Source organism: Alteromonas sp. AWJ4_199 (assembly GCF_056159165.1).
In genome coordinates this window covers 601,404-624,635 of sequence record NZ_JBSWUR010000001.1, presented here as the reverse complement: position 1 = coordinate 624,635, position 23,232 = coordinate 601,404, and the positions used below count along the sequence as shown (strand labels likewise).

Below are 23,232 nucleotides of genomic sequence, written 5' to 3'. Positions count from 1 at the left end.
TCACGAAACTCATCATCTCTATTCGAAATTTAATCGTACCTGAAGCGCTTATTGTGATGAAGGATAGTCAAGAGTAGGATTGAAAAAACGCCACCAAAAGTTTTAACCTGGTGACGTTTTTTGATATAGGTAGTAAAAATTACAGCGAATCAATCGTAAAGGTTTCACTAACCTTTAATGGGTTGAGTACATCGTTGCTAGAAAGCTCAACTGAGTATACCCCTGGCACTGTGCGTTCATCTGAGTCGAATTCAATGGTGAATTTGGTCTCAGTACGTCCAGCAATAGATTGACGGTCAATAGTACTGCCATCAGGGTCTGATGCCTTCATCGCGATAAATCCACCAGGCCTAAAGTTGAATGTCGCAACCACGTCGACCGAAGCCACGCAGCGAGAACCGTCTGGGTAGGTAATACGACAATAGTTTGGCTTAGATTCGAACTTAACAAGCTGTAACTCGCTCGACAGCCCTGTATCTTCTTCTTCAGGTTCGCCTTGTAAGTTGGTAAGCAAGTTCTGTAATCGCGCGTTTTCGGCGTTAGCTTTTGCTAGCTGGGACTCAAGATCTGACTCATTGTTATTTTGTTTAAGATTAGCAATATCAGATTGAAGTGCTTCGAGTTGAGCATTCAACTCGTCATTACGTGCTTTTGCATCCTCTAATGCTTTAGATGTGCCTTCATTATCACTCACCTGCGTTATCAAACGCTCATTTTCTTCACGTAATTGGGAAAGTTCATCTCTTAATGCACGTGTAGCTGCTGCTATATCTTCTGATGAGTTATTGGAATCACGCAATTCTCTAACGGAACTCTTAAGAGAACGAATTTCATCATCGCGTTCGCCCAGCGAAATACTACAAGATTGCTGTCTTTCACGCGATTTCTCTAATTTGTTTTTAATCGAAACTAATTCGTCTGAAGGAGGAAGGGATGAACATTTTGCTATGAGATCATCACCTCCATTTTGCTGTTGAATTTGCTCGATGGTAGACACTTTATTGCTAAGATCTTCTTCAAGCTCAGCAACCTGTTTTGAAAATGCAGAAAGCTTAGATTCTAGCTCAGCTGACTTTGAGACGAGTGTTTGATTCTCTTCTACAATTTCATCTATATAAGATTGGTCTGCTGAAAGAGACTGATTCATTTTGAAAAAGAAATACAGTGCTAATATCACCAAGAATCCAATCACAGCGCCTAAATACTTTGCTGCATGTTGAACCACTCTTTCCATAAAATTGACAATTCCTCGTTAATATAGGCCTAAGATAATACAAAAGAAAAGGGCCATAAATAAGCTGTTATTTATAATCTTATTTTTTCTAACAACTCTAGAAGACTTAAAGATAAAAAAGCCCACTAAAGAGTGGGCTCTCTATTGTTTTCGAATTTAGAAAACGTAATTGATAGCGATGCGTCCTAGCGTTGCATCTTTATCTTCGTTTAAGTCGTCTGAGTAACGACTGATTTCAGCTTTTAAGGCAATGTTCGCGTCGTAATCGTAACGAATAGTTGCAGCTGAAACCGTATATTTTTGAGCGAATATCGAGTTCACTTCCAACAGGCTTGGTGTAATAGCAGTTACGAAAGGTTCGCCCAATGCCGCTACTTGGTCAAGACCCTTAACTTCATCACCTTCAAATGACTGGAATGTTACAGAAGGAGTCCACTTACCAGCGCGGAAGCCCGCTGTTACATACCAAGCAACGTCTTCCGGTGTGTAAGATTCTTCGATATCAATGATAGTGTACTCACCACCAATAAACCAATCAAACGTGTCTACCTGAACACCAACACCCAAGAATTCAGCTGTATCGTCTTCCATAAGAAGGAAGTCTGCTAGCGACGGCGCAACGCCGCGAAGTTCGTCTTCAATTCGTCCATTTAGCTCAACCTGGTTGAACGTAGCGTTTGCTGAACCGTATACTGCACGAAGGTTTAGCCATTCGTTAGCAATCTCTGCACTAAAGATGTAGCTAGTGTCGCCTTCGATGGTACCTGCTGAAATTTCGTTTTCAAATGTACCGAAAGCTGCACCTAGTTTGTATTCCCAATCCCCAGCGAAGTCAGAGTAGTCTAAACGGAAACCATCTAAGTCGTTAAATGGTACGTCATAAACCGCCTGAGGAGCAGAAATCCAGTGGTGAGAATAGCCTACGTCCAACGAGTCTGAAATTCTGAAAAGCGGGTTACGGAAGCGCCCTGCAGAGATAGCTAAGTTGTTTGTTACACGATAGGTTAGGTATGCCCACTCGAAGTCAACGTCAAAATCGTTTTCACCGCGAGCAAGTACCTGTACAGTCGCTGACATGCGGTCGTTTACATCACCACTTGCTTGAAGTGCGAACAAACTCTCTTCACGAAAGCTAATCTTATCATCATAGCCGTACAGAGGGTCTTGCGTTGGAGATATAACTCTGTCTTCACTGGCAGTACCGCCAACGAAGTTAGCGAACCCGTTTATTCTTATGTTAGCTTGGGCTGTATTGACAAGGGCGACACTTAGTGCCGTTGCTAATAGTGCTTTTTTCATGACAAAATCCTTAGTCTAAGTTTACGACACTAACGTCGCCAGTTACTGAGGCTGAATCGATGTAACCAATAGCATTTTCATCGCTTTGGATAAACTCGATTACTTTCGCATCTGAATCAAATTCTTGAGGTGCGATACCACGTCCAGTAAATACCAATTTAGCCCACATGGCTGAAACTTGAGCAGAACTTCGCCCTAAAACATCGCTGTCAAATTCCGAACGTTGTTGGTTGGTTGCTGGTTGTTGTACTATCGTTGCCGCTTTGCCGTTAGGAAATGCGGTTTCTTTGCCTAGAAAAAGGCGTTTTACCGTCTGCTTAGTTATTGTCGCCTGATTATCAGGGTGAACTACAACAACGACTTCAGCAACGGCTTGCAGGCTGAGTAAGGCACCAAATAAGGTTGCGCCAATTGTGCGTTTCATTATGATCGTTTCCTTGAATCGTTATGATCGAATACAGGTCTACGTCGGGTCACATGATTGTGAGCCGAAGTGAATGTCTAGTTAGAAATATCAAATATTCGATTTATTCTTATTTTTAGTCGGCATATTGCCCAAAAAAAGCCAAGCGCACTCAGGTACATTCCGCCTTTCGCAAAGGCCTCCCAAAAATCTTTGAAAGAGTGTCGTTTCACGGTGTAAATGTCAAGACGAAATAGACAGTTAGCGTATTAAATTTGTCTCTACTGTATAAAAATTTGTATATTTTCAAGAATTATTTGCCTGAATAAGTGCGGTAGTTGGTTCGAAATATAGGATTAATTACATGGTAAAATACGGCATCTTAATTGTTTTACTGAATAATTATTCATTTATTTGAATAGATGGGCGTAGATAATGCTAACATAGCAGTGATAAAGCTGTGTTTTCGTAAAGCAAACTAACTCAATTGCAGTAACTTCTTTTGGATGAGTAAGCCGGGAAGGCTTTAGGTGACATTCATAATGAGAACCTAGGTAGATACTTTTTGCCTTATGTAAAATGGCGTATAACTTGTTATATAGTCTCTGAAGGTTTCGATTTCATCGTTTTAGCTTGCAGGCAGCGCAACTAGGCTACCTGCGGGTGTTAATCATCTTTTGTTCTGCGATAGAAAACGACGAAAAACTTAGCTTTGTATATTCACCAAAGTGCGGCCAGAAACCTGCCCCTTCAATATAGCGTCTATTTTTCCATTAACCTCGGTAAGGGTGACTTCTTTTGTCAGGTCGTCAAGACGCTCCAGTTTCCATTCGCTAGCTAATTTATCCCAAAGTCTCAATCTAGGCGGCATTGGACATTGTACTGAATCGATACCTAGCAAAGACACGCCGCGTAAGATAAAAGGAAATACACTTACATTAAGATTGGCAGAAGCAGTCAGTCCGCAACAAGTTACCGAACCACCATATTGGGTGGCTTTAATAGCCTGCGCTAAGTATTCGCCGCCGACAGTATCGACAGCGCCCGCGTATTGCTCTTTCAACATAGGGCGCTCTTTACTTTCTAACAGCTCGTCGCGAGTTATTACTTTATTTGCGCCGAGGGTTTTCAAGAACTTCTCATGTTCTTTTTTGCCGGTACATGCCACTACAGAAAAGCCAGCTTTGGCAAGAAGGGCAACTGCCACTGAGCCCACACCACCTGTAGCACCTGTTACCAATATGTCACCCTTATCAGGCGTTATGCCGTGTTCTACTAACCCTTGTACTGATAGCCCAGCAGTGAAGCCAGCAGTGCCAATAACCATTGACTCCCTTAGTGTAAGGCCATCTGGCTTAGGTACCGCCCATTCACTGGGTATACGAACGTACTCGCCAAAGCCCCCGGAGGTATTCATGCCAAGGTCATAACCTGTGATAATAACCTCATCGCCTTCTTTAAACCGGCCGTCAGCACATGACACCACAGTGCCTGCTGCATCTATGCCAGGGGTATGGGGAAAATTTCTACTAACACCAGGGTTACCCGTCGCAGACAGGGCATCTTTATAGTTGAGTGATGAATACTCAACCTTGATGAGTAGTGAGCCGTTTGGCAAATCATCCAGTGAGCGCTCTGTGATGCCACGAGTGAATGATTTGTCTTCCTGTTTTTCTACAAGCAAAGCCTTGAACGATGTCATACCTGTCTCCGTTGGTCGAAAATTTACGCTACCCATTGTGATGATATATAAACTTTGCGCAAGTATGCACTTTTTAGTAGGGTAGTACCCTAAAAGATACTATTGGAGTTGTATTGGGCTTTTGGCTTTGTGTTTTTTTGCAAAAGGCGAGCTGATCTCTAGGCAGTATCTTTTGCTTGATTAAGCTAAGAGGACGAAATGGCAACAAATTTGAAAAGTGTAAAAACAGAGCCGTGCGATACGATTACTAAAGTCGAAGGGAAAGCCGCGAATTCAAAACAGTGCTCTAGTGAAAGCTCAAATGACCCTAAGCAATACATTTGTGGTGTTGCGGTATCCCTTGAGATTATCGGTGGTAAATGGAAGGGCGTTATTTTGTGGCACCTCTGTCATAAAACACTACGTTTCAGTCAATTGCGAAGGCGTTTGCAAGGCGTTACTCAAAAAATGCTTACTCAGCAGTTAAGAGAGTTAGAGCGTGATGGTTTGGTCAATCGGAAGGTGTACGCTGAAGTACCACCTCGTGTGGAGTACTCACTTACTGAGTTAGGTCGCACGTTAGAACCCACTCTACGACAGCTATGTGATTGGGGTAGGGCATACAATGACGACTACAGATAATGCGACTTAGGCTGCCTAATAAACTTGTTTTAGCTGAAAATATGGAAACATTAAACAATGAATTAGGTAAGGACAGCTAAGAATGGCGAGTACTGAGCAGATAGCAGTACTCGCCTTAGTAGTCGTGTATTTTATGATTTAAGCGATTAACGAACCAATAGACAATACGCTTTCTTCACCATCTGCAACTGTCTTAATAGTCGCATCCATTACGCTGAAGTCTACGCTCAGTGACGCTGCATTGCTGCCATTTTTCCAAGACAGTACTAAAACATTACCACTGTAATTTACATCAAACGTTCCATTAAAGGCATCGCTTTCGTTTCTTAGCGTTATTAACTGCATCAAGCCTTTAACTACCGGCTTTTTAACCGCCTCTTCGACCATAGCAGAGGACAAATAAGGGCGGTTAATATCACGGCCAACATTAGTCCGAGCAAGCAATTCCATATCATTGTGTGCAGCAAGCATACCGCCGTAGTAGACTTGGGGAATACCAGGGCTAAAGAACTGAATAGCACGAGCAACCAAGTAGGCGAAATCATCCTTACCCAATGCGTCGTAATAGCTGCAGTTTACTTGATAAAGGTCAACGTTGTTCGCTGCGGCACCTGTGGCTTTCTTAGATTCACCGTTAGAGTTCACATGAATTTGTTCAACTAGCGCGTTGATCGCGTCTGCATTAAGAAGACCAGGCTTGTCACCACTTGCGCCCACATCAACAATACCAATGCCATCATGGGTATCTAATACGGTAAAACAGTTACGAGGCGAGATAGAAAGCCAGTATGCCAGTGCTTCTGCGTTTTTAGTAAATAATGTATGTAGTACAAGCGGCGGTAAAGCAAAATCATAAACACTGTCGCAACGCGCAGCAATATCGATCTGTGTTTGATAGTGACTATGTATCTCTACTAGACACTGCATGCCCATACCACGCGAGCGATTAGAAAGTTCTTCAATAAACTCAAAGGTTTCTTCAAGCATGAAGCAGTTTGAGCCTGCGCGTTTAATGGCATAGCCTGCCGCGTCTAAGCGAATAAGATCAACGTTGCTTTCCGTAAACGACGTAAGAATGGAAGAAAGGTATTCTTGGCCTAATTGCGACTCAACATCAATATCAATCTGATTAGAGGTAAAGGTAGTCCAGAATGGCACAGTTTCTGGTTTATCAGTTGCAGTACCTACTTCATATTCGCTGAAAAATGGCGTTGGGCGAGGGCGGAACACTTGCGCAATTTGTTCGTCGATTTGCGCTTGGTCATTACCTTTAAAAATATCTTCCTTGGTTAAAAACAGTGGCCAATAGGTAGACTCACGCCCATTTTTCAGTACGTCTTTAAAGGCCTCGCTCTGTCCAGACATATGGTTAACAATGAGGTCGGCCATAATATCTACAGACTCACCAAGCTTTTTAACGCTGTTCCAATCGCCCAAGCGCTCATCAACTGATGTGTGGTCAATGGGGTCGAAGCCAGCGTCTTCACCATCATAAGGATAGTAAAAAGGAAGAATATGAACACCGGTGAACAGGCCATTCAATGGACCTTCAAGTATTGCTGTCAGGCTCTCGATGTTGCCATCGCCCAATCGGTCTGCATAGGTGATTAGTTGAACGCCATTGCGTATAGACATGATAATTCTCCAAAATTCAGCATGCGCTGGCTCGTACTGCTGTTCGTTTCGCGAGCACACATTACTACGAATTAAGCACTACCAGTCCGTTAGGTTCATAGTTAACTATGTAACAGGTTTAGCTTAATTCTTAATCTTTTACCGTAAACTCATAAAGTTTGATTAAGAATCACGATAAACTGATAACTTAATCGATTAAGTTAAGATAGCAGCAGACACGTGATTTGTAAATGAGAAGTTTCAAAAATGAGACAGGAAAAGCTTATCTTAAAGGGGAGTTGACGTCGATTTTGCATTTGAGCTACTTATCGATGGCTAGCTTTTTAAAAATTAAAGTCCGGTCTATGCTGGTTGTGAACATTGTGAGTTTTGAAGAACAGCATTGGCACAAGTGTTAAGCGCTACTATTTGATGTGTTGCTGTTGTTAACTTCCTCTAACTCTCGTTTTGCCTCTTTCCATTTAGCAAGCTTTTCATAGTATACATCCCAAATACAAGGGCAGCACGAACCCCCGCCGCAACAGTCGTCTCTTAATGGTTTTTCCGGCTCTTCTGGTAACGAGTTCATGAAATTTATCCTTGCCTTTTTTCTAACAATATCCAGCGCGCTAAGAATATTGGCACTAGTTAACAATACCTAGTAGCAATTAGAATTGAAACTGCCAAATCAGATTTCACTCGCAAAAACGAGGCAAAACAAAAAGCCCTGTTGAATAACAGGGCTTGGGGTATCTATATATCTTAGTTTACTAACGGGCCTTAGTTATTAATTATTCAGCAGGATGCTCTTCCTGAACTTTTTGACCATTTAGGTTTTCTGGTGCAGCTACAACGGGCTTAGGCTTAACTGCGCCTGTTTTAGCCAGTATATCGCTGTTGCCGGTAACCAAGTCTGCTAAAGAGCCTTTGTCGGCATCAACTAAACCTACTTCCCGCAGCATAGAGTCTACCAGTGGGGCGTTAGCACGGTAATTAAGCGCTGCTTGTGTTACTTGCTCAGCCAAGCCGTTGCCCGAGGTTGCAAGGGTATGTTCACCATTAGTGCCGCTACCTTGACCGTATCCTTGAAGAATTTTAATGCCTTCAATGTTTTCCAGAGGCTTAACCGCTTGCTCAACAAGTTCAGGCAATATCTTAAGCATCGCAAGGGCTTTTTGTAGCTCAATTTGTTCGGTCTTGAGCGTATTCTCAGCTTCGTAAAGAGCTTGTTTACCCTGCGCTTCAACGGCAAGCACTTTTTCATCAGCGTCGGCTTGCAGCATTTTAGCATCGGCTGCAGCTTTGGCTTCCGTAAGAATAGCGGCAGCAGAGTTTTCAGCCGCTTCTTTCTTAGCCTGTGCTTCAACGGTTATGCCCACTGCCTCACGTTCAGCCTCTTTTCGCGCATCAATAACTTCAATTTGCTTCTTACGTTCAGCTTCTGCTACCGATTTAGCGGTAAGCACTGCTTCTTCTTTTTCCACTTTTTGCTTTTCAGCTTCCGCGGCTTTAGCGCGTGCTGCAGACTCTTCTTCCGACTTAGTAGCAACAGCAATTTGTTTAACTTGCTCTGAAACCTCAACTTCTTGCTGCTGGCGAATACGTGCTTGTTCTAACGCCTGACGCTTGGCGATTTCTTGGGTTTCTATTTCACGAGATTTCTCAATTTCAGCTGCTTCAATAGCGCGGTTTTTAGCAATTTCTGCTTCACGCTCTTCTCGTTCTTTCATTTCGCGCTGTTTAGCAATTTCAGCTTTTTGCTCTTGGCGTTTAAAAGCAAGTACCTGCTCTTGCGCAAGGCGAGCCTCTTCTTCATCGCGCTTTACGTCTAAAGATTGTTTTTCAGCGGCTAGGTTACGCTGCTCAATGAAAATACGGTTTTCTTGCTGGATGTCGTTAGTTTCTTTGCGTTTTTCTTCAATGATTTTGGTCAGCCGAGCTCGACCTTCGGCGTCAAATGCATTGTTTTCGTTAAAGAACTGCAGATCTGTTTGGTCGAACCCGGTTAAGCTTACCGATTCAAGTTCTAAACCGTTCTTCTCAAGGTCGTTAGCCACACTCTGCTGAACTTTTTGTACAAAATCAGCGCGCTGTTCGTGCATTTCCGTCATGCTCATTTCAGCAGCTACGGCACGCAGTACATCTACAAACTTCGACTCCATTAACTTTTTAACTTCTTCAGCGCGGGTGGTGCGAGTACCTAGCGTTTGCGCAGCCATTGAGATGCCGTTAGCATTCGGCGCTACACGTAAATAGAAGTCGGCTTTTACGTCCACACGCATGCGGTCTTTTGTAATAAGCGCGTCTTTCTGTATTTTCTCTACTTCTATACGAAGGGTATTCATGTTCACCGGAATAATTTCGTGAACAACAGGAAGAACTAAAGCGCCACCGTCCTTAATGACTTTCTCGCCACCTAGACCGGTTCTTACGAACGCCGTTTCTTTAGTAGCGCGTGTGTAGAGTTTAGCGAATATAAGGCCAATAACGATAAGCCCTACAACAATAGCACCGGCAATAAAGAGTATTGACGGCAAGCTAGATGGTTGGAATGTATCCATACTTTTATCTCTTTTATGTTATAAGTAGCGGGTTGCTAACCAGCTGTGTTGGTTTTTTTGAACTAAAATGACACGCTCTCCCTGTGCGAACAATTCTTCATCTTCGAATGGTTCAACTAACACAAAATGAGGCTGAGAATAATGGTCGGTAAACTTAGCTTCTGCCGGATTGCCTCGGCTTGCTTTTCCAATAGTGATTTCGGCTACTGAGCCTATAAAATCCTCGCTGTTCACCGCACTAGACTCTACACTAGGCAATACGCCTGCAATAATCTTTACAGTTTTTGCTGTAACCAGTAGCCCAATAAAAAAGGCGAGGGGAACAGACATGAGCGCAGGTAGCGTAAAGCTGAATACACTTGCTGTTATGCCATTTATGATTAGGCCAACAAGCCCGAATATTGTAAGCAATACAATCAAGTAAATTAAAAAGGGAACTTTATTTATATTTAGCCAGTTAGCAAACGAGGTATTAAGAAATCCATCGCCATCTAACTCTGCAAAGTCATCGCCAAGCCCTAAAAGGCTTGCGCCAAAGATTGTACTTACAAGCTCTAAGATAAAAACGAAAAATACGGCTATAAGCGCAATGCTAAACCAGAAATTTGCAGGGGAAAGAAGAACATCTGTCATTTACACCGTCCATGATGACTAACTTGCTTTTAATCTTTATACCACAGAACAAAAATTAAGCCAGTGCGTAACACATGTACTTTGGACTAGTTTGTAAGAAATGATGTTCGGCAAAACGCTAGTATTACCTAGATGGCTTGAAAAAAGAGGAAGCGTTGATTCGTTCGAAAGACTGCTATTTACTAAAGTTATGTTGCTGCAGCATTACGTCGTTTTCTGTAACCTTTAGAACGCTACCTTGATCGTACCAATCACCCAGTACAATCCGAGTCGCTGGTTTGCCATTAGCTTCAAGGCTGTGGACGTTTGGTCTGTGTGTATGGCCGTGGATCATGCGCTGCACGCCCCATTTTTCCATTACTTTCACCACTTCTTCAGGGGTAACATCCATAATGTCTGGTTTGAGGTTTTGTTGCTTAGCTTTGCTTTCTGCGCGGCCATTGTCGGCAACACGTTGGCGATACCATAAAGGCAGCGCAAGCATTAATCGAGGCCACCACCATCCACGGGATTTCTTGCGAAACTTTTGATAGGCAACGTCGCGAGTGCAAAGCTCGTCACCATGGGTCAGCAGAGTAGGCGTGCCGTAAAGATCTATAACCTCTTGTTCGTTTAACAGGGTCATGCCTGCTTTTGCTAGCCATTTTTCCCGTATAGCGAAATCACGATTACCGTGAATAAAGTAAATAGGGCAGTGCTGACTTACCTCTTTAAAGGCTGTCGCTATAGCAGTATTAAACGGGGTGACGTTATCATCGCCAATCCACACTTCAAATAAATCACCAAGAACATAAAGTGCGTCAGCGTTAATCGCGTCTTCTTTTAAAAAGCGTATCAAACACTCTGTTATATCTGGACGGTCTGCACTTAGATGTAAATCAGCAATGAAGTAGGTGAACGACATAAATATTCTTAAGTGTGGTCTAAAAAGCCGCGTTAACTACCACGCGGCTTTGATTTAACTAAAGGCTTGTTTTGAATGGCATGGCTTTGAACAGCATGCCAGCCAAACTAACACTTAGTCAGGTGGTTTATTAGTTTTCTAAGCAGTGACTTAGGCGACAACTGCTTTTTCGATGATAACAGGCTCAACAGGTACATCTTGGTGATAGCCGTTGTTACCAGTTTTAACGGCTTTGATCTTCTCAACAACGTCCATACCTTCAACCACTTTACCGAAAGCACAGTAACCCCAACCGTTTACAGACTTACTAGTGTGGTTAAGGAAGTCATTGTTGTTTACGTTAATGAAAAACTGCGCAGTAGCTGAGTGTGGGTCTTGAGTACGCGCCATCGCGATGGTACCTACTTCATTTGCAACACCGTTGTCGGCTTCGTTTTCGATAGGCTCTTTAGTATCTTTCTGTTCCATATCAGGCGTAAAACCGCCACCTTGGACCATAAAGTTGTTAATTACACGGTGAAAGATAGTATTGTCGAAAAAGCCGTCTTCTACGTAAGAAAGGAAGTTAGCTACTGTTTTAGGTGCTTTATCTTCGAAAAGCTCTAGGGTGATGTCACCGAAATTTGTTTTTAACGTAACCATTGTGGTTTGTCCTGTGTGTTAGCGTAAATGTTAAGTGTGGGCATTTTAGCGCAAAACCAATCGATAGCGCAAAGTGACGGTTATCGCAAAACCCAGCAATATCGTTGCAAAAGGCTTGTACCATTTAAATCGCGACAGTGCTAAACTTTGCGGCCGAAAAATTATGACAAATAGGAAATATAGACATGCTACATCTTTACAACACCCGAACCCGTGAAAAAGCGAAGTTTGTACCGCTTCAAGAAGGGAAAGTGGGTTTGTATGTGTGTGGTATTACCGTTTATGACCTAAGTCATATGGGTCATGCCCGTACTTACCTGAGTTTCGATGTCTTAGTACGCTACATGCGCCACCTTGGTTTAGATGTGAAGTACGTGCGCAATATCACCGATATCGACGATAAGATTATTGCTCGCGCCAATGAAAATGGCGAAAGCTTTGAAGCGCTAACTGCGCGCACTATTGCCATGATGCACGAAGACTTTGCGGCGATTAACTTACTAGAGCCAGACGTCGAGCCGACAGTAAGTGGACATATGGATGAGATCATTGAAATTATCCAGCGACTAATGGACAAAGGCTACGCCTATCAAGCTAAAAGCGGCGATGTACTATTCGACGTAAGCAAATACGAAGATTATGGCAAGTTAAGCAAACAAGACTTAGATCAGCTTAAAGCGGGTGCTCGTGTTGAAGTGGCGGCAGGAAAAGACGACCCGCTAGACTTCGTACTGTGGAAAACCACCAAGCCTGGTGAGCCGGCATGGCAATCGCCATGGGGCGAAGGTCGTCCGGGCTGGCACATTGAGTGTTCTGCAATGAACCACAAGCACCTTGGTGCGCACTTTGATATTCATGGCGGTGGTTCAGACTTAACCTTCCCGCACCATGAAAATGAAGTGGCTCAGTCGTGCTGTGCGTATGACACACCTTACGTAAACGTGTGGATGCACGCGGGTATGGTACAGGTTAATGATGAAAAAATGTCTAAGTCATTGGGTAACTTTTTTACCTTGCGCGATGTGCTTAAAGAGCACGACTCAGAAACATTGCGTTTCTTCTTGATGTCAGCGCATTATCGTAGCCAGTTAAGTTACTCTCAAGACAATATTACTCAAGCGAAGGCCGCCCTAGAGCGTTTGTACACTGCGCTGCGTGGTGTAACAGTAGACGAGAGCACGGACCTTAGCTATGGTGGTTATTTAGCGCGTTTCGAAGCGGCAATGAACGACGATTTAAACGTACCTGAAGCCTTTTCGGTGTTGTTCGATGTGGCACGTGAGCTTAACCGCCAAAAAGATAATGTAGAAGAAGCAGGTAAACTGGCTGCTGTTCTTAAAGGCCTAGGCGCAATTTTGGGTATGCTTCAAAGTGATCCAGACACCTTCTTGAAAGGCGGTGAAGGCAATGACGACGAAGCGGCTGAAATTGAAGCGTTAATTAAACAGCGTAACGATGCCCGTGCCGCGAAAGACTGGGCAGCGGCAGATGCCGCACGTGATGCACTAAATGCAAAAGGTGTAGTGTTAGAAGACGGCCCAAGCGGTACTACGTGGCGTAAAGCGTAATTAGCAGCCAATACTTTTTAACAGAATGAAAGCCCGCACTTGCGGGCTTTCTTATTTGGTAAGAGGGAAACGGTTAATAGCTTCTATGATTAGTTTATCGATGGCTTAACTATTCGAGTTAAAGGCGTGCTTAATAGTGAGTTGAGTATTATTCTGTCTACTACTGAAAAATAGTGTGTACTCCTTATCAGTCTTAACAGCTATTGTCGCCATTTATCCATCGATTTACATCATCACTTAAATTTAAGTCTGTGCCTAAGTTAAACTCACCTTCTCGAACAGATACCTCGCTACCGTAGGTTGAGTGGGTAACGGTGACGTGTAAAAAAGGATATTGCGGGGTGCTCCCTTCTTTACGACTGGCCGTGAGTTTGTAGCCGTTTTGTATTGTATACGTGTTTACGACTATATCGCTATGGATTGGCTGATGCAGTGTGGACCAGCATCGGTTTGCATTGTATTCAATGCGCTCAACTATTTTTTCAGGTTCTTGGTTGGTGGAAATAGAAGAGGTCGGCAAGATCACCATGCAGCCTGAAGCAAATGCCGTTATACAAATTGCTAGAATTACGTGGTTACATGAGCGGCTGAATATTCTGCAGCGTTTAATTTTCATCATAAGTCCCTAAAATTGTTATAATTATACTCGTAAGGACTTTATATTAGCTTATTTGTATGAACGACGGCTGAACAAAAATATGGCTAGTATTCACCTTAACTCTAACGCTTTGCAAATTAATTAAATCTTGGGTTTGTCAGTAGGGATAGCTGATTCTTTTTCAGTTAAATGTGATTTCCAACGCTGCTGTGCAACGTGGGCTTTCACCAATTCTAAGCATTCATTTACAACGCTAAGCACTTCTTTATCTAGTGCATCGGCGGTAGGGGTATAGTCGTGCATACCGACAGAGATGAAATGGTCGATGCGCTCTGCGTCTAAGTCGCTTAATAGGTTTACTAGCGATGTAGTAACAATGTCGGTGACTGACTCTTCCAAGGTATTTTCAATGGTTTTGCCGATAACAGGCAGGTAATGCAGGGAAGAAACTTGTGCATTACTTCTTACCGCTTTCCCCACGCTTTTTCGTACGTGCTCTCGAATAACTTCACCATGTTCTTCGCTTTGAATAGACTGGCCTAAATGGTTGATAACACCTGCCATCCACTGCGTTATAACGGGTCGACGAGGCGCTAGTACCTGTGCATTGATATCGTCTAATAAAGGCGAACCTGCTGAGATGTCTTTTTGCGCATCGCTTAGTACTTTAACAACAATTCTGTCGCTCAGCTCCTCAACAAATACGTCATAGTAAAACGCAAAAAAGCGAAAGACCGCAGTTTGGTTTAAATCTATAATTTCGAACTTGTGCAAACGATGCAGTATGGAGAATATTCGCAAGAAACGAAATAGGCGAGTAGGTCCGGTAGGAATAAGGCCTATGATGTCGTACCAGTGTAAAAACGGGAAGAAGTACCAACGTAAGTGTTCTTTACGCACAATGGCTACAGCCCAACGAAAACAGAACTCGGTAAAGAATATGGCAATAAAAACTAAATCGACCAACAAAAAGTTGGCGTGAATTGGGTCGTAAGCGTTAAGAAAGGCGGGGAAGTATGTACCTAAAAGACCGTATACAAAGTCTGTAGCATAAAGCGCATCGAAAATAAGCCACGCTAGATTTACAAACAGTATACCTAGCATGACTAAGTCTAAAATTAACCAAGGCGTTTCATGACTGTTTCGCAGATTTTCTCGGTTAATTCTTAGCATTTCCATATCCTTTTCGTGATTTAACGCATGATAAAACGGCTGTTAGGGAAACGCGTTAATGCTAATTTACGTTGAGTCACTAGCTCGATGCGTTCAGTCTTGTCACGTCTACATACAGTTTAAGTCTTTGACCGGGTTGCAGGTAGCGCTTAGTGTTTAGCGAGTTCCACTTACTGATGTCACTAACCTTAACATTGAACTTGCTGGCGATTCGAGATAACGAGTCACCGTTTCTTACCGTGTAGGTTAGTTTTTTGGTGACTCCGGCTTGCGTTTTGCCTTTCTGCCAAATAATCAAAGCTTTTCCTGGGCGAAGCGTATCACCCGGCGCCATGCCGTTCCATTTAGCTAACTGCTTAGTACTTACTTTGTACTTACGCGCAATATCCCAGAGCGTATCACCGGATTTAACGGTGTGACGCACTTTTTGCTGAGACGAGTTGCTATTTTGTAAACTGGCTAAGCGTTGCTCTTGCGATAACGTATAGCTGTCTAATTCTTGAAGTGCTACTGGTACCATTATTGCCTGGCCTATTCGAATCATTGATGAGTCTAACTCATTTATTCGTTTCAGCACTTTCACTGTGGTGTGGTACTGCTTTGCAATTTTACCCAAGCTGTCACCGGACTTAACTGTGTGGCGTACCCAGTTAAGACGCTCTTTTTGATCAATCTTAGCAAGGGCTTGCGAAAACGCAGCAGCTTTATCAAGGGGAAGTACTAAGCGGTGCGGGCCATCGGGAGATGTGGCCCAGCGGTTGAACCCAGGGTTTAAACCGTGAAGTTCTTTTAAAGACATACCGGCAAGCTCGGCGGCAAACGCTAAATCAACTTGAGAGCCAATATCGACCACTTCGATAACGGCTACGTTTTCTACTTCTGGCCATGAGTACGCATATTCATCTTTATTCTTAAGAATATCGGCAAGCGCTAATAACTTAGGCACGTACGCACGGGTTTCTTTAGGTAAATTCAAGTTCCAAAAATCAGTTGGCTTTCCTGCACGTTTATTAGCTTTAATCGCTCGTTGTACACGACCTTCGCCACTGTTGTAAGCCGCAAGTGCATGAAGCCAATTTCCGTCGAACATTTCATTTAGGTAAGTAAGGTAGTCAAGTGCTCCTTGAGTCGACGCTACAACATCGCGACGCCCGTCGTACCACCAATTTTGATCCATACCAAATCGCTTTCCGGTGCCAGGAATAAATTGCCACATGCCGGCTGCACGGCCGTGAGAATAAGCGAAAGGGTCGAATGCGCTTTCTACGATGGGCAAGAGGATTAACTCCATCGGCATGTTACGCTTTTCAATCTCTTCGGCAATGTAATAAAGAAACGGCTTAGCACGCTTCACCACGCGAGCCATGTATTCAGGATGTTTTAAATACCACTTTCGTTGCGCATTAAGGCGCTTATTGTCGGGTATTGGTAAAGCGAAATTAGCACTGGCACGTTGCCATACGTCAGTAACGACGGCCTGCGTATGCATATCCGGTGTATCGGTAAGCTCAGCGCCCTCTTCTAGCGTATCGTCATTTGGGTGAACAACATCAATAACGCCGTCTCTTGCAAGTTCGCAATCTGAAATGGCTTCTTCGTTGCTGTAAATTTCACTGCACGTTTCTATTGAAGCAGTTTCGTTACTTTCTAGTTGTGCATTGTTACTACTATTTTCGGTTATCTGACAACCCGTTAAACCTATCGCCAACAACAAGGGCGATAGAGGAAAAAACTTCAACTGCATATATGAAGAAACCTCTTGGAACACTGCAAACCTGGAATATTACGATAATTGGCTTACAAATGCATCAAAACTCATCTTTCCAGCGGCGAACTGCAGCAAACACCGCTACATCGTCAGCCAGGTTATTTTCGCAATAGGTTTCGGCAGCAGTTTTCACTGAAAGTTCATGGGCACGTAAAAATGGGTTTATGTTTTTTTGCTCTTTGAGGGTACTTGGTAAAGTAGGTTGATCCTGTTCACGCTTCTCTTTTACCCACGCAGCATAGTCGTTAAGCGCTTTGTTATCGGGCTCAACAGCTAATGCAAATGCAACATTAGCCTGTGTATATTCGTGAGTACAGTACACCTTGGTGGTGTCGGGAAGTCGCTTTAATTTATTTAAAGAATGTTGCATTTGCTCTGGCGAACCTTCAAATAAACGCCCGCAGCCCGCTGAAAACAATGTATCACCGCAAAATAGTACGCCATGACCAAAAAATGCAATGTGATCAAGTGTATGTCCCGGTACCTCCATAACTTGCAGCGCCATTTTAAACACGGGAAGGGAAACCGAATCGCCCTGAGCCACCGATTTGGTAATACCTCTTATGTGGTTGCCTCTTGGGCCTATCACCGGTAAATCCGGTACAGTAGATACTAGCTTGCCAATGCCACCAGTATGATCTCTATGATGATGGGTAATAAGAACCGCACTAAGCATTAATTTATTGGCTTTAAGAAAAGCCAATACTGGTTCAGCATCGCCGGGGTCAACGACTATGGCGCTGTTACCATTGTGAATGCACCAAATGTAGTTGTCAGTAAAAGCGGGGATAGGATAAATTGTTACATCTGAAGGAAGCGTTTCTGCCGTCATAAGAGTACCTGCTTGTGTAGGTAGAATTATGCGTTACTATAGGGACTTGTGAACAGCAGAGCAACTTAAGAGCGCGCAGTGTTAATGAGATCGGCCTTTAAAGCCAAACCGCCTCGCTACCCAACGAGTTGGGATGATTTCCCCGCAGGCGAGCATATCCGCAATGCCGTGAATACAGTGTGTAGCGATTATGCTGAGCGCATATTTGGGTACCACTTCGCTAAGCTAGGCTCTTTAAGTGCCGAGATTACTCTAAACACTAGCCCTATTAGGCACCATATCAACCAAGTGCCATTTGATAATCAATTTGGCTGCCAGTTAGACGATAACACAGTATTTAACTATACCTCAGACAAGCATGTTGCATCTTCACAATTGCAGGATGAAAGCCGCGAATCAACTATTAGCAGAGAAAATACCGTTGTAGGGCAGTCGCATTCCTTACCTTTCTCTGAAAATAGTATTGACGGCTTTCTATTGGCTAACGAGCTAGATTTTGCTCAAGATCCTCACGAGATTTTGAGAGAAGTAGACCGTGCTATTACGCAAAATGGTTACGTCATTATCAGTGGCTTTAACCCATTGAGTCTTGCTGGTGTCGCCAAGTTCTTGCCCGTGAAGCGCGGAAATATTTTGCATGATGCACGCTTTTTTACGTCGTATCGCATTAAAGATTGGCTTCAGTTGTTGGGTTTTGAAATTGTTGAACAGCGCCAAGTTTTGTTTTCAACACTCTTTTTCCAACAAAAGTGGAAAGGGGCGGTTAAGCTTCAAGACTATTTAGCCTCGTACTTGCCGTGGTGCAGCGCGGTCTATGTAATACTTGCGAAAAAGCGGGTAATCCCTATGACAGCCATAAAACCTAAACGCAATTTAAAGCCGAGTTTTTCAGCGGTCGGGGCTAGTGTAAGGACTTCCTCGGTAAATCGTACGCTGCGTTAGCGGTGTTAATGTACATGCCATGCGCACGTAGAGCGGGCCAGGCTTTTAACTAAAAGGCTGTATCAAGCGTTAACCCTTTTAGAGATTTGCTAACTTGCTGTACCAGAACGCTAGGCTTTAGCGTTCACAAGCGAATTTGAAGGGGAGTGGGAGATAGCTTAGCAGCTATCTCCATATTAAGATTTTAATCGTCGCTTGCTTTATACAAATGCACATCTCGCTGCGGATAAGGAATACTAATACCTTCTTCGTCAAAGGCTTTTTTAACCTTTTCCTGCATATCCCAGTAATAGGGCCACAAGTCGTCTGTACCGACCCACGGTCTAAACATCAGGTCGACTGAATTATCACCTAACCCGCCTACACAAATTCTAGGTGCAGGGTCGGTCAATGAGCGTTCGTCCTCTTCAAACAGACGCTGCAAAATGTTCTTTGCTTTGTCGATATCGTCATCGTAGCCAATACCAAATGTCATGTCGCAGCGGCGTTTATCGTATACGCTAACGTTAGTTAGTGTGGCATTGGACAGATTCCCGTTGGGAATAACAACACGCCTATTGTCAAAGGTGTTAATTACAGTGTAAAGAATTTGTATTTCTGCAACAGAACCTAAATGGCCTTCTGCTTCAATGGTGTCACCCACTTTAAAGGGTTTGAAAATCAGTATTAGCACACCTCCGGCAAAATTAGCCAGGCTGCCTTGTAAAGCTAAACCTATAGCCAAACCTGCCGCCCCAACTACTGCAATAAACGAGGTGGTTTCAATACCTATCATAGAGGCAACAGAAATCAACAACATGACTTTTAAAACGGCACTAATTAGCCCGCATAAAAATTTGTTTAGCGTGGGGTCCTTTTTTCCTATTCGATGATCCAACAGGGTTACAAAACGATTCACTAACCAAAGACCCACCACCAAAGTAAGAATAGCCAATAGCAATTTGGGGGTGTAAGTCATCACCAGTGATATGGCTTTTTCGGTTAATTCCGATAAATCGATATTAGTCCCGAATAAATCTTCCATAAATACCTCCTTCAATGATTAAAAAACCTGACTACGTTAATGAAAGAATGATAGATCGCCTTGAATTACAACGAATGGAAATGTCCCTTTGATGGTTTGCGGTTGTGAGCTTATTTTGCGATAGGGCGATAGGGAAAAAGGGCAGGAGAAAATAGCGGATTTAGGTTGCAGAATATGGGAGTAATGGTGGATCTAGATGATGGGGAGATTACTGAGCTTCTACGGCTGTGTGCTTGTACTTGGAGTATCTAGATAACTTTGGGTATTAAAAATTGAAGAGTTTCAATAACCGCTCAATAAAAAAGGTGACACCCCGTCGCTTAATAGCGTTGAATGTCACCTTACTTTTATATGTTCGCTTTAAAGCTTACTTAACGCGCATACCCGGCTTTGCACCTTCGTGCGGCTCAAGAATGTATAGCTCGTCGCCACCAGGGCCAGCGGCTAATACCATGCCTTCACTCATGCCAAAACGCATTTTACGAGGGGCGAGGTTCGCTACCATTACAGTGTGCTTACCGATAAGGGCTTCAGGTGAGTAGGCCGACTTAATACCCGCAAAAACTTGCTTAGTTTCGCCGCCTAAATCTAGCTCTAAGCGTAGAAGCTTGTCAGCTTTTTCTACGTGTTCAGCTTTAGCAATACGCGCAATACGTAAATCTACCTTGGCGAACTCATCAAACGAGATAGTGTCGCTGATAGGGTCTTTAGTAAGCGGGCTGTCTGGGTCGATTGCCGGTGCTGCTGGCGCTAGGCTTTCTTTTGAATCTTCAACCATGGCGTCGATTTTCTCCATTTCTACGCGCTGCATCATCGGCTTAAATTTGTTGATGGCGTGGCCTTTCAATAGGGTTTGCAGTGAATTCCAGTCGAATTTGTCGTTTAGGAATTCTTCTGCTTTTTCTGCAAGTACAGGAAGAACTGGCTTCAAGTAAATCACCAACAGACGGAACATGTTAATACCTAGCGAGCATACATCGTGTGTAAACTGCTGCTTCGTCTCGTCTTTAATGGTTACCCAAGGTGCATTGTTGTCGATGAACTGGTTTGCTTTGTCAGCCAAGGCCATGATTTCGCGCACGGCTTGGTGGTACTTACGCTTTTCGAAAAGTGCAGCAATGTTCTCTGATGCGTTTTGGAACTCAGCAATCAGTTCTGGTTCTATCACGTTGTCAGACAGTTTTCCGTCGAAACGCTTGGTGATAAAGCTTGCACAGCGGCTTGCAATGTTAACCACTTTACCTACCAGGTCTGAATTCACTTTTTGTGCGAAGTCAGTAAAGTTAAGGTCGATGTCGGTAACACCGTCGCCCAACTTAGACGCAAAGTAGTAACGCAGATATTCTGGGTTCAGATGGTCAAGGTAAGTACGGCCTTTAATAAAGGTACCGCGCGACTTTGACATTTTCGCGCCGTTTACGGTTACAAAACCGTGAATGTTTACGCCGGTAGGCTTACGGTATCCCGCACCTTCTAGCATCGCAGGCCAGAATAGGCAGTGGAAATAAGTAATATCTTTACCAATAAAATGATAAAGCTCAGCCTCTGAGTCTGCTTTCCAGAAATCATCAAATTCTAAGTTGTTTTGGTCGCAGAAGTTTTTGAAACTAGCCATGTAGCCAACCGGCGCATCTACCCACACGTAGAAGAACTTGTTCGGCGCACCTGGAATTTCAAAGCCGAAGTAAGGCGCGTCACGGCTGATGTCCCACTGTTGAAGACCTTCAGTAAACCATTCTTGCAGCTTGTTAGCCATTTCTTCCTGCAGGGCACCTGAGCGGATCCACTCTTTTAACATGCCTTCAAATTTTGGCAGGTCAAAGAAGAAGTGCTCAGACTCACGTAGTACTGGTGTAGCACCAGACACCACGCTGCGCGGGTTCTTTACTTCTGTTGGGCTATACGTTGCGCCACATACGTCACAGCTATCGCCGTTTTGATCTTCTGCGCCACAGCTTGGGCAGGTACCCTTAACGAAACGGTCTGGTAAGAACATTTCTTTTTCAGGGTCGAACAGTTGGTTAATGGTGCGCTTGCTAATGTAACCGGCGTTATCCAAACGGGTGTAAATCTCTTCACACAATGCCTTGTTTTCTGGCGAATGGGTTACATAGTAGTTGTCGTAATCAACGTGAAAATCAACAAGGTCTTGGTGATGTTCAGCACGCGTTCTTGCCACCATTTCTTCTGGTGTAATGCCAAGCTCTTGGGCTTTAAGCATAACCGGCGTACCGTGTGCATCGTCGGCGCAAACACTGTAACATTCGTTTCCGCGAAGGCGCTGAAAACGAGTCCAGATGTCGGTTTGAATGTGTTCTAGCAAATGACCTAAGTGAATAGAGCCATTTGCGTATGGCAACGCACTGGTTACCAGAATTCGGCGTTTTTCTGACATAATGACGTTATTGATTCTTTGCGTTTCAAAATGGCTGCAAATACTAGCGGAAAACCGCGTTTTTTGCATTACGTAATTCACACAATTCTACTACTAGTAAGGCATTTTATGTTCTTTTCTCGCAAAGCAGAGCCGGCAACTCAAAAAGTTGCTGTAATTTTGGCCAAGTATTTTTCTTTAGATGTTGAAGATACCTTGTCATGGTGTGCTTTTAGCCAGCGAGAAAATGAAGATGCAGGCGTTACAATTACTTTGCCATTTTGCATTGCTACACAGTTAGATACGCTTAAACAAGAAGTGCTTAACCAGCTAAAAGGGAAACTAGATGCCGATAAGCTTACGTTTAAACAAAACGTAGCCAGTGGCGAAACTGAAGTTGCCCCTGTTACTAATATTAAAAACATTATTGCGGTAGCCTCGGGCAAAGGTGGTGTGGGCAAGTCAACAACCAGTATCAACCTTGCTTTTGCGCTTATGCAAGAAGGCGCGAAAGTAGGAATTTTAGATGCCGACATTTATGGGCCTTCTATTCCCATTATGTTGGGCAACCCTGACGCACACCCTGAAAGTGAAGACAATAAGCACATGCAGCCGCTTGTGTCACATGGGCTGGTGGCGAACTCCATAGGCTATTTAGTACCGCAAGAAGACGCGGCAGTATGGCGCGGCCCTATGGCAAGCCGAGCGCTCAAGCAGTTATTAGATGAAACGCTGTGGCCTGTACTCGATTACTTGATTGTAGATATGCCGCCAGGTACCGGCGATATTCAACTTACTATGGCCCAACAAGTGCCGCTAACTGCATCTGTGGTAGTTACTACGCCGCAGGACTTAGCACTAGCCGACGCCCAAAAAGGCATAAGCATGTTTGAAAAAGTGAACGTACCTGTATTAGGGCTTATTGAAAACATGAGTTATTACCAGTGCAGAGCCTGTGGTACCAAAGACTATGTGTTTTCAAAAGACGGGGGCGAGGCGCTTGCCGAGCGCCATGGATTGCCACTGTTAGGGCAGCTACCTCTTGATATTCATATTCGCGAACATGCCGATGCAGGTACTCCGTTGTTACTGGCCTCGCCTGACAGTGCTTTAAGCGAAAGCTACCGCGAGGCAGCTAGAGCACTGTCTATGCAATTGGCCCTTACCGTTGAACCACGTAAAGGGGCGGTTACACACATTAAAGGCGACCCAATTGGCATTGTTGGTAAAGAATAAAAGGATAAAGCAAGGTTGAGTTATAACACGTGGTGCGCAATATTTGAGAAAGTTTACTTTGAAGCCTACTTATAGGCCTAGCAAAGAGAAAAATTGAGGTAAGT

The 23,232-nt window shown here is 43.8% G+C and carries 20 protein-coding genes; 4 read left to right on the top strand and 16 right to left on the bottom strand.

Annotated features, from left to right (window positions below; genetic code table 11):
- Nucleotides 1-139 precede the first annotated feature (139 nt).
- From ACXAER_RS02765 to ACXAER_RS02750, 4 genes are all read right to left on the bottom strand, one after another.
- Entirely contained in the window at nt 140-1,234 is a 1,095-nt protein-coding gene (locus ACXAER_RS02765; protein ID WP_474826373.1) for a hypothetical protein, read from the bottom strand.
- Nucleotides 1,235-1,390: 156 nt separating this feature from the next.
- Nucleotides 1,391-2,533 carry a topoisomerase IV gene (locus tag ACXAER_RS02760; protein ID WP_474826371.1) on the bottom strand — a complete coding sequence of 381 codons (1,143 nt, stop codon included), beginning with the start codon at nt 2,531-2,533 and terminating at the stop codon, nt 1,391-1,393.
- Nucleotides 2,534-2,543: 10 nt separating this feature from the next.
- On the bottom strand, nt 2,544-2,957 hold the full coding sequence (locus ACXAER_RS02755; protein WP_474826369.1) for a phosphate ABC transporter substrate-binding protein: 414 nt from the start codon (nt 2,955-2,957) through the stop codon (nt 2,544-2,546).
- Between the two features lie 685 nt (nt 2,958-3,642).
- A complete protein-coding gene (locus tag ACXAER_RS02750; RefSeq protein ID WP_474826368.1) occupies nt 3,643-4,638 on the bottom strand; it encodes a YhdH/YhfP family quinone oxidoreductase in 996 nt (331 codons plus the stop codon).
- 198 nt (nt 4,639-4,836) lie between these two features.
- Here ACXAER_RS02750 and ACXAER_RS02745 point away from each other — a divergent pair, with 198 nt between their 5' ends.
- Nucleotides 4,837-5,259 (top strand): winged helix-turn-helix transcriptional regulator, encoded by a 423-nt coding sequence (locus ACXAER_RS02745; protein WP_474826366.1) that lies wholly within the window; start codon nt 4,837-4,839, stop codon nt 5,257-5,259.
- Nucleotides 5,260-5,397: 138 nt separating this feature from the next.
- Here the strand turns inward: ACXAER_RS02745 and gtfA are convergent, their stop codons facing one another.
- From gtfA to ACXAER_RS02715, 6 genes are all read right to left on the bottom strand, one after another.
- The gene (gtfA, locus tag ACXAER_RS02740) at nt 5,398-6,894 is read right to left on the bottom strand and encodes a sucrose phosphorylase (RefSeq protein WP_474826364.1); all 1,497 of its coding nucleotides are present in this window, start codon (nt 6,892-6,894) and stop codon (nt 5,398-5,400) included.
- 394 nt (nt 6,895-7,288) lie between these two features.
- A complete protein-coding gene (locus ACXAER_RS02735) occupies nt 7,289-7,462 on the bottom strand; it encodes an oxidoreductase-like domain-containing protein (protein WP_474826362.1) in 174 nt (57 codons plus the stop codon).
- 202 nt (nt 7,463-7,664) lie between these two features.
- Nucleotides 7,665-9,434, bottom strand: coding sequence for a flotillin family protein (locus ACXAER_RS02730; protein WP_474826360.1), 1,770 nt, complete (start codon nt 9,432-9,434; stop codon nt 7,665-7,667).
- Between the two features lie 18 nt (nt 9,435-9,452).
- Nucleotides 9,453-10,067, bottom strand: coding sequence for an OB-fold-containig protein (locus tag ACXAER_RS02725; protein WP_474826358.1), 615 nt, complete (start codon nt 10,065-10,067; stop codon nt 9,453-9,455).
- Between the two features lie 175 nt (nt 10,068-10,242).
- Complete coding sequence (gene lpxH / locus ACXAER_RS02720) at nt 10,243-10,971, bottom strand: UDP-2,3-diacylglucosamine diphosphatase (RefSeq protein WP_474826356.1); 729 nt, start codon at nt 10,969-10,971, stop codon at nt 10,243-10,245.
- Nucleotides 10,972-11,121: 150 nt separating this feature from the next.
- Nucleotides 11,122-11,613, bottom strand: a complete 492-nt coding sequence (locus ACXAER_RS02715; RefSeq protein WP_020743833.1) for a peptidylprolyl isomerase — start codon at nt 11,611-11,613, stop codon at nt 11,122-11,124.
- Between the two features lie 185 nt (nt 11,614-11,798).
- Between ACXAER_RS02715 and cysS the strand changes: the two genes are divergently transcribed.
- Nucleotides 11,799-13,181: a cysteine--tRNA ligase gene (gene cysS, locus ACXAER_RS02710; protein ID WP_474826353.1), complete on the top strand. Its 1,383-nt coding sequence runs from the start codon at nt 11,799-11,801 to the stop codon at nt 13,179-13,181.
- Between the two features lie 193 nt (nt 13,182-13,374).
- Here cysS and ACXAER_RS02705 read toward each other — a convergent pair whose 3' ends face one another.
- The 4 genes from ACXAER_RS02705 to gloB form a co-directional block, all read right to left on the bottom strand.
- Nucleotides 13,375-13,797: a halomucin gene (locus ACXAER_RS02705; RefSeq protein WP_474826351.1), complete on the bottom strand. Its 423-nt coding sequence runs from the start codon at nt 13,795-13,797 to the stop codon at nt 13,375-13,377.
- A 123-nt stretch (nt 13,798-13,920) separates the two neighbouring features.
- Nucleotides 13,921-14,952 (bottom strand): ion transporter, encoded by a 1,032-nt coding sequence (locus ACXAER_RS02700; RefSeq protein ID WP_474826348.1) that lies wholly within the window; start codon nt 14,950-14,952, stop codon nt 13,921-13,923.
- Nucleotides 14,953-15,031: 79 nt separating this feature from the next.
- A complete protein-coding gene (locus ACXAER_RS02695; protein ID WP_474826346.1) occupies nt 15,032-16,696 on the bottom strand; it encodes a lytic transglycosylase in 1,665 nt (554 codons plus the stop codon).
- Nucleotides 16,697-16,760: 64 nt separating this feature from the next.
- Nucleotides 16,761-17,552: a hydroxyacylglutathione hydrolase gene (gene gloB, locus ACXAER_RS02690; protein ID WP_474826344.1), complete on the bottom strand. Its 792-nt coding sequence runs from the start codon at nt 17,550-17,552 to the stop codon at nt 16,761-16,763.
- 84 nt (nt 17,553-17,636) lie between these two features.
- Between gloB and ACXAER_RS02685 the strand changes: the two genes are divergently transcribed.
- On the top strand, nt 17,637-18,494 hold the full coding sequence (locus ACXAER_RS02685; RefSeq protein ID WP_474826342.1) for a class I SAM-dependent methyltransferase: 858 nt from the start codon (nt 17,637-17,639) through the stop codon (nt 18,492-18,494).
- Nucleotides 18,495-18,678: 184 nt separating this feature from the next.
- Here ACXAER_RS02685 and ACXAER_RS02680 read toward each other — a convergent pair whose 3' ends face one another.
- Both ACXAER_RS02680 and metG read right to left on the bottom strand, forming a co-directional pair.
- Nucleotides 18,679-19,518 (bottom strand): mechanosensitive ion channel family protein, encoded by an 840-nt coding sequence (locus ACXAER_RS02680; RefSeq protein ID WP_474826340.1) that lies wholly within the window; start codon nt 19,516-19,518, stop codon nt 18,679-18,681.
- 367 nt (nt 19,519-19,885) lie between these two features.
- The gene (gene metG / locus ACXAER_RS02675) at nt 19,886-21,913 is read right to left on the bottom strand and encodes a methionine--tRNA ligase (RefSeq protein WP_474826338.1); all 2,028 of its coding nucleotides are present in this window, start codon (nt 21,911-21,913) and stop codon (nt 19,886-19,888) included.
- Nucleotides 21,914-22,021: 108 nt separating this feature from the next.
- Between metG and apbC the strand changes: the two genes are divergently transcribed.
- A complete protein-coding gene (gene apbC, locus ACXAER_RS02670) occupies nt 22,022-23,128 on the top strand; it encodes an iron-sulfur cluster carrier protein ApbC (RefSeq protein ID WP_474826336.1) in 1,107 nt (368 codons plus the stop codon).
- The last annotated feature ends 104 nt before the right edge of the window (nt 23,129-23,232 follow it).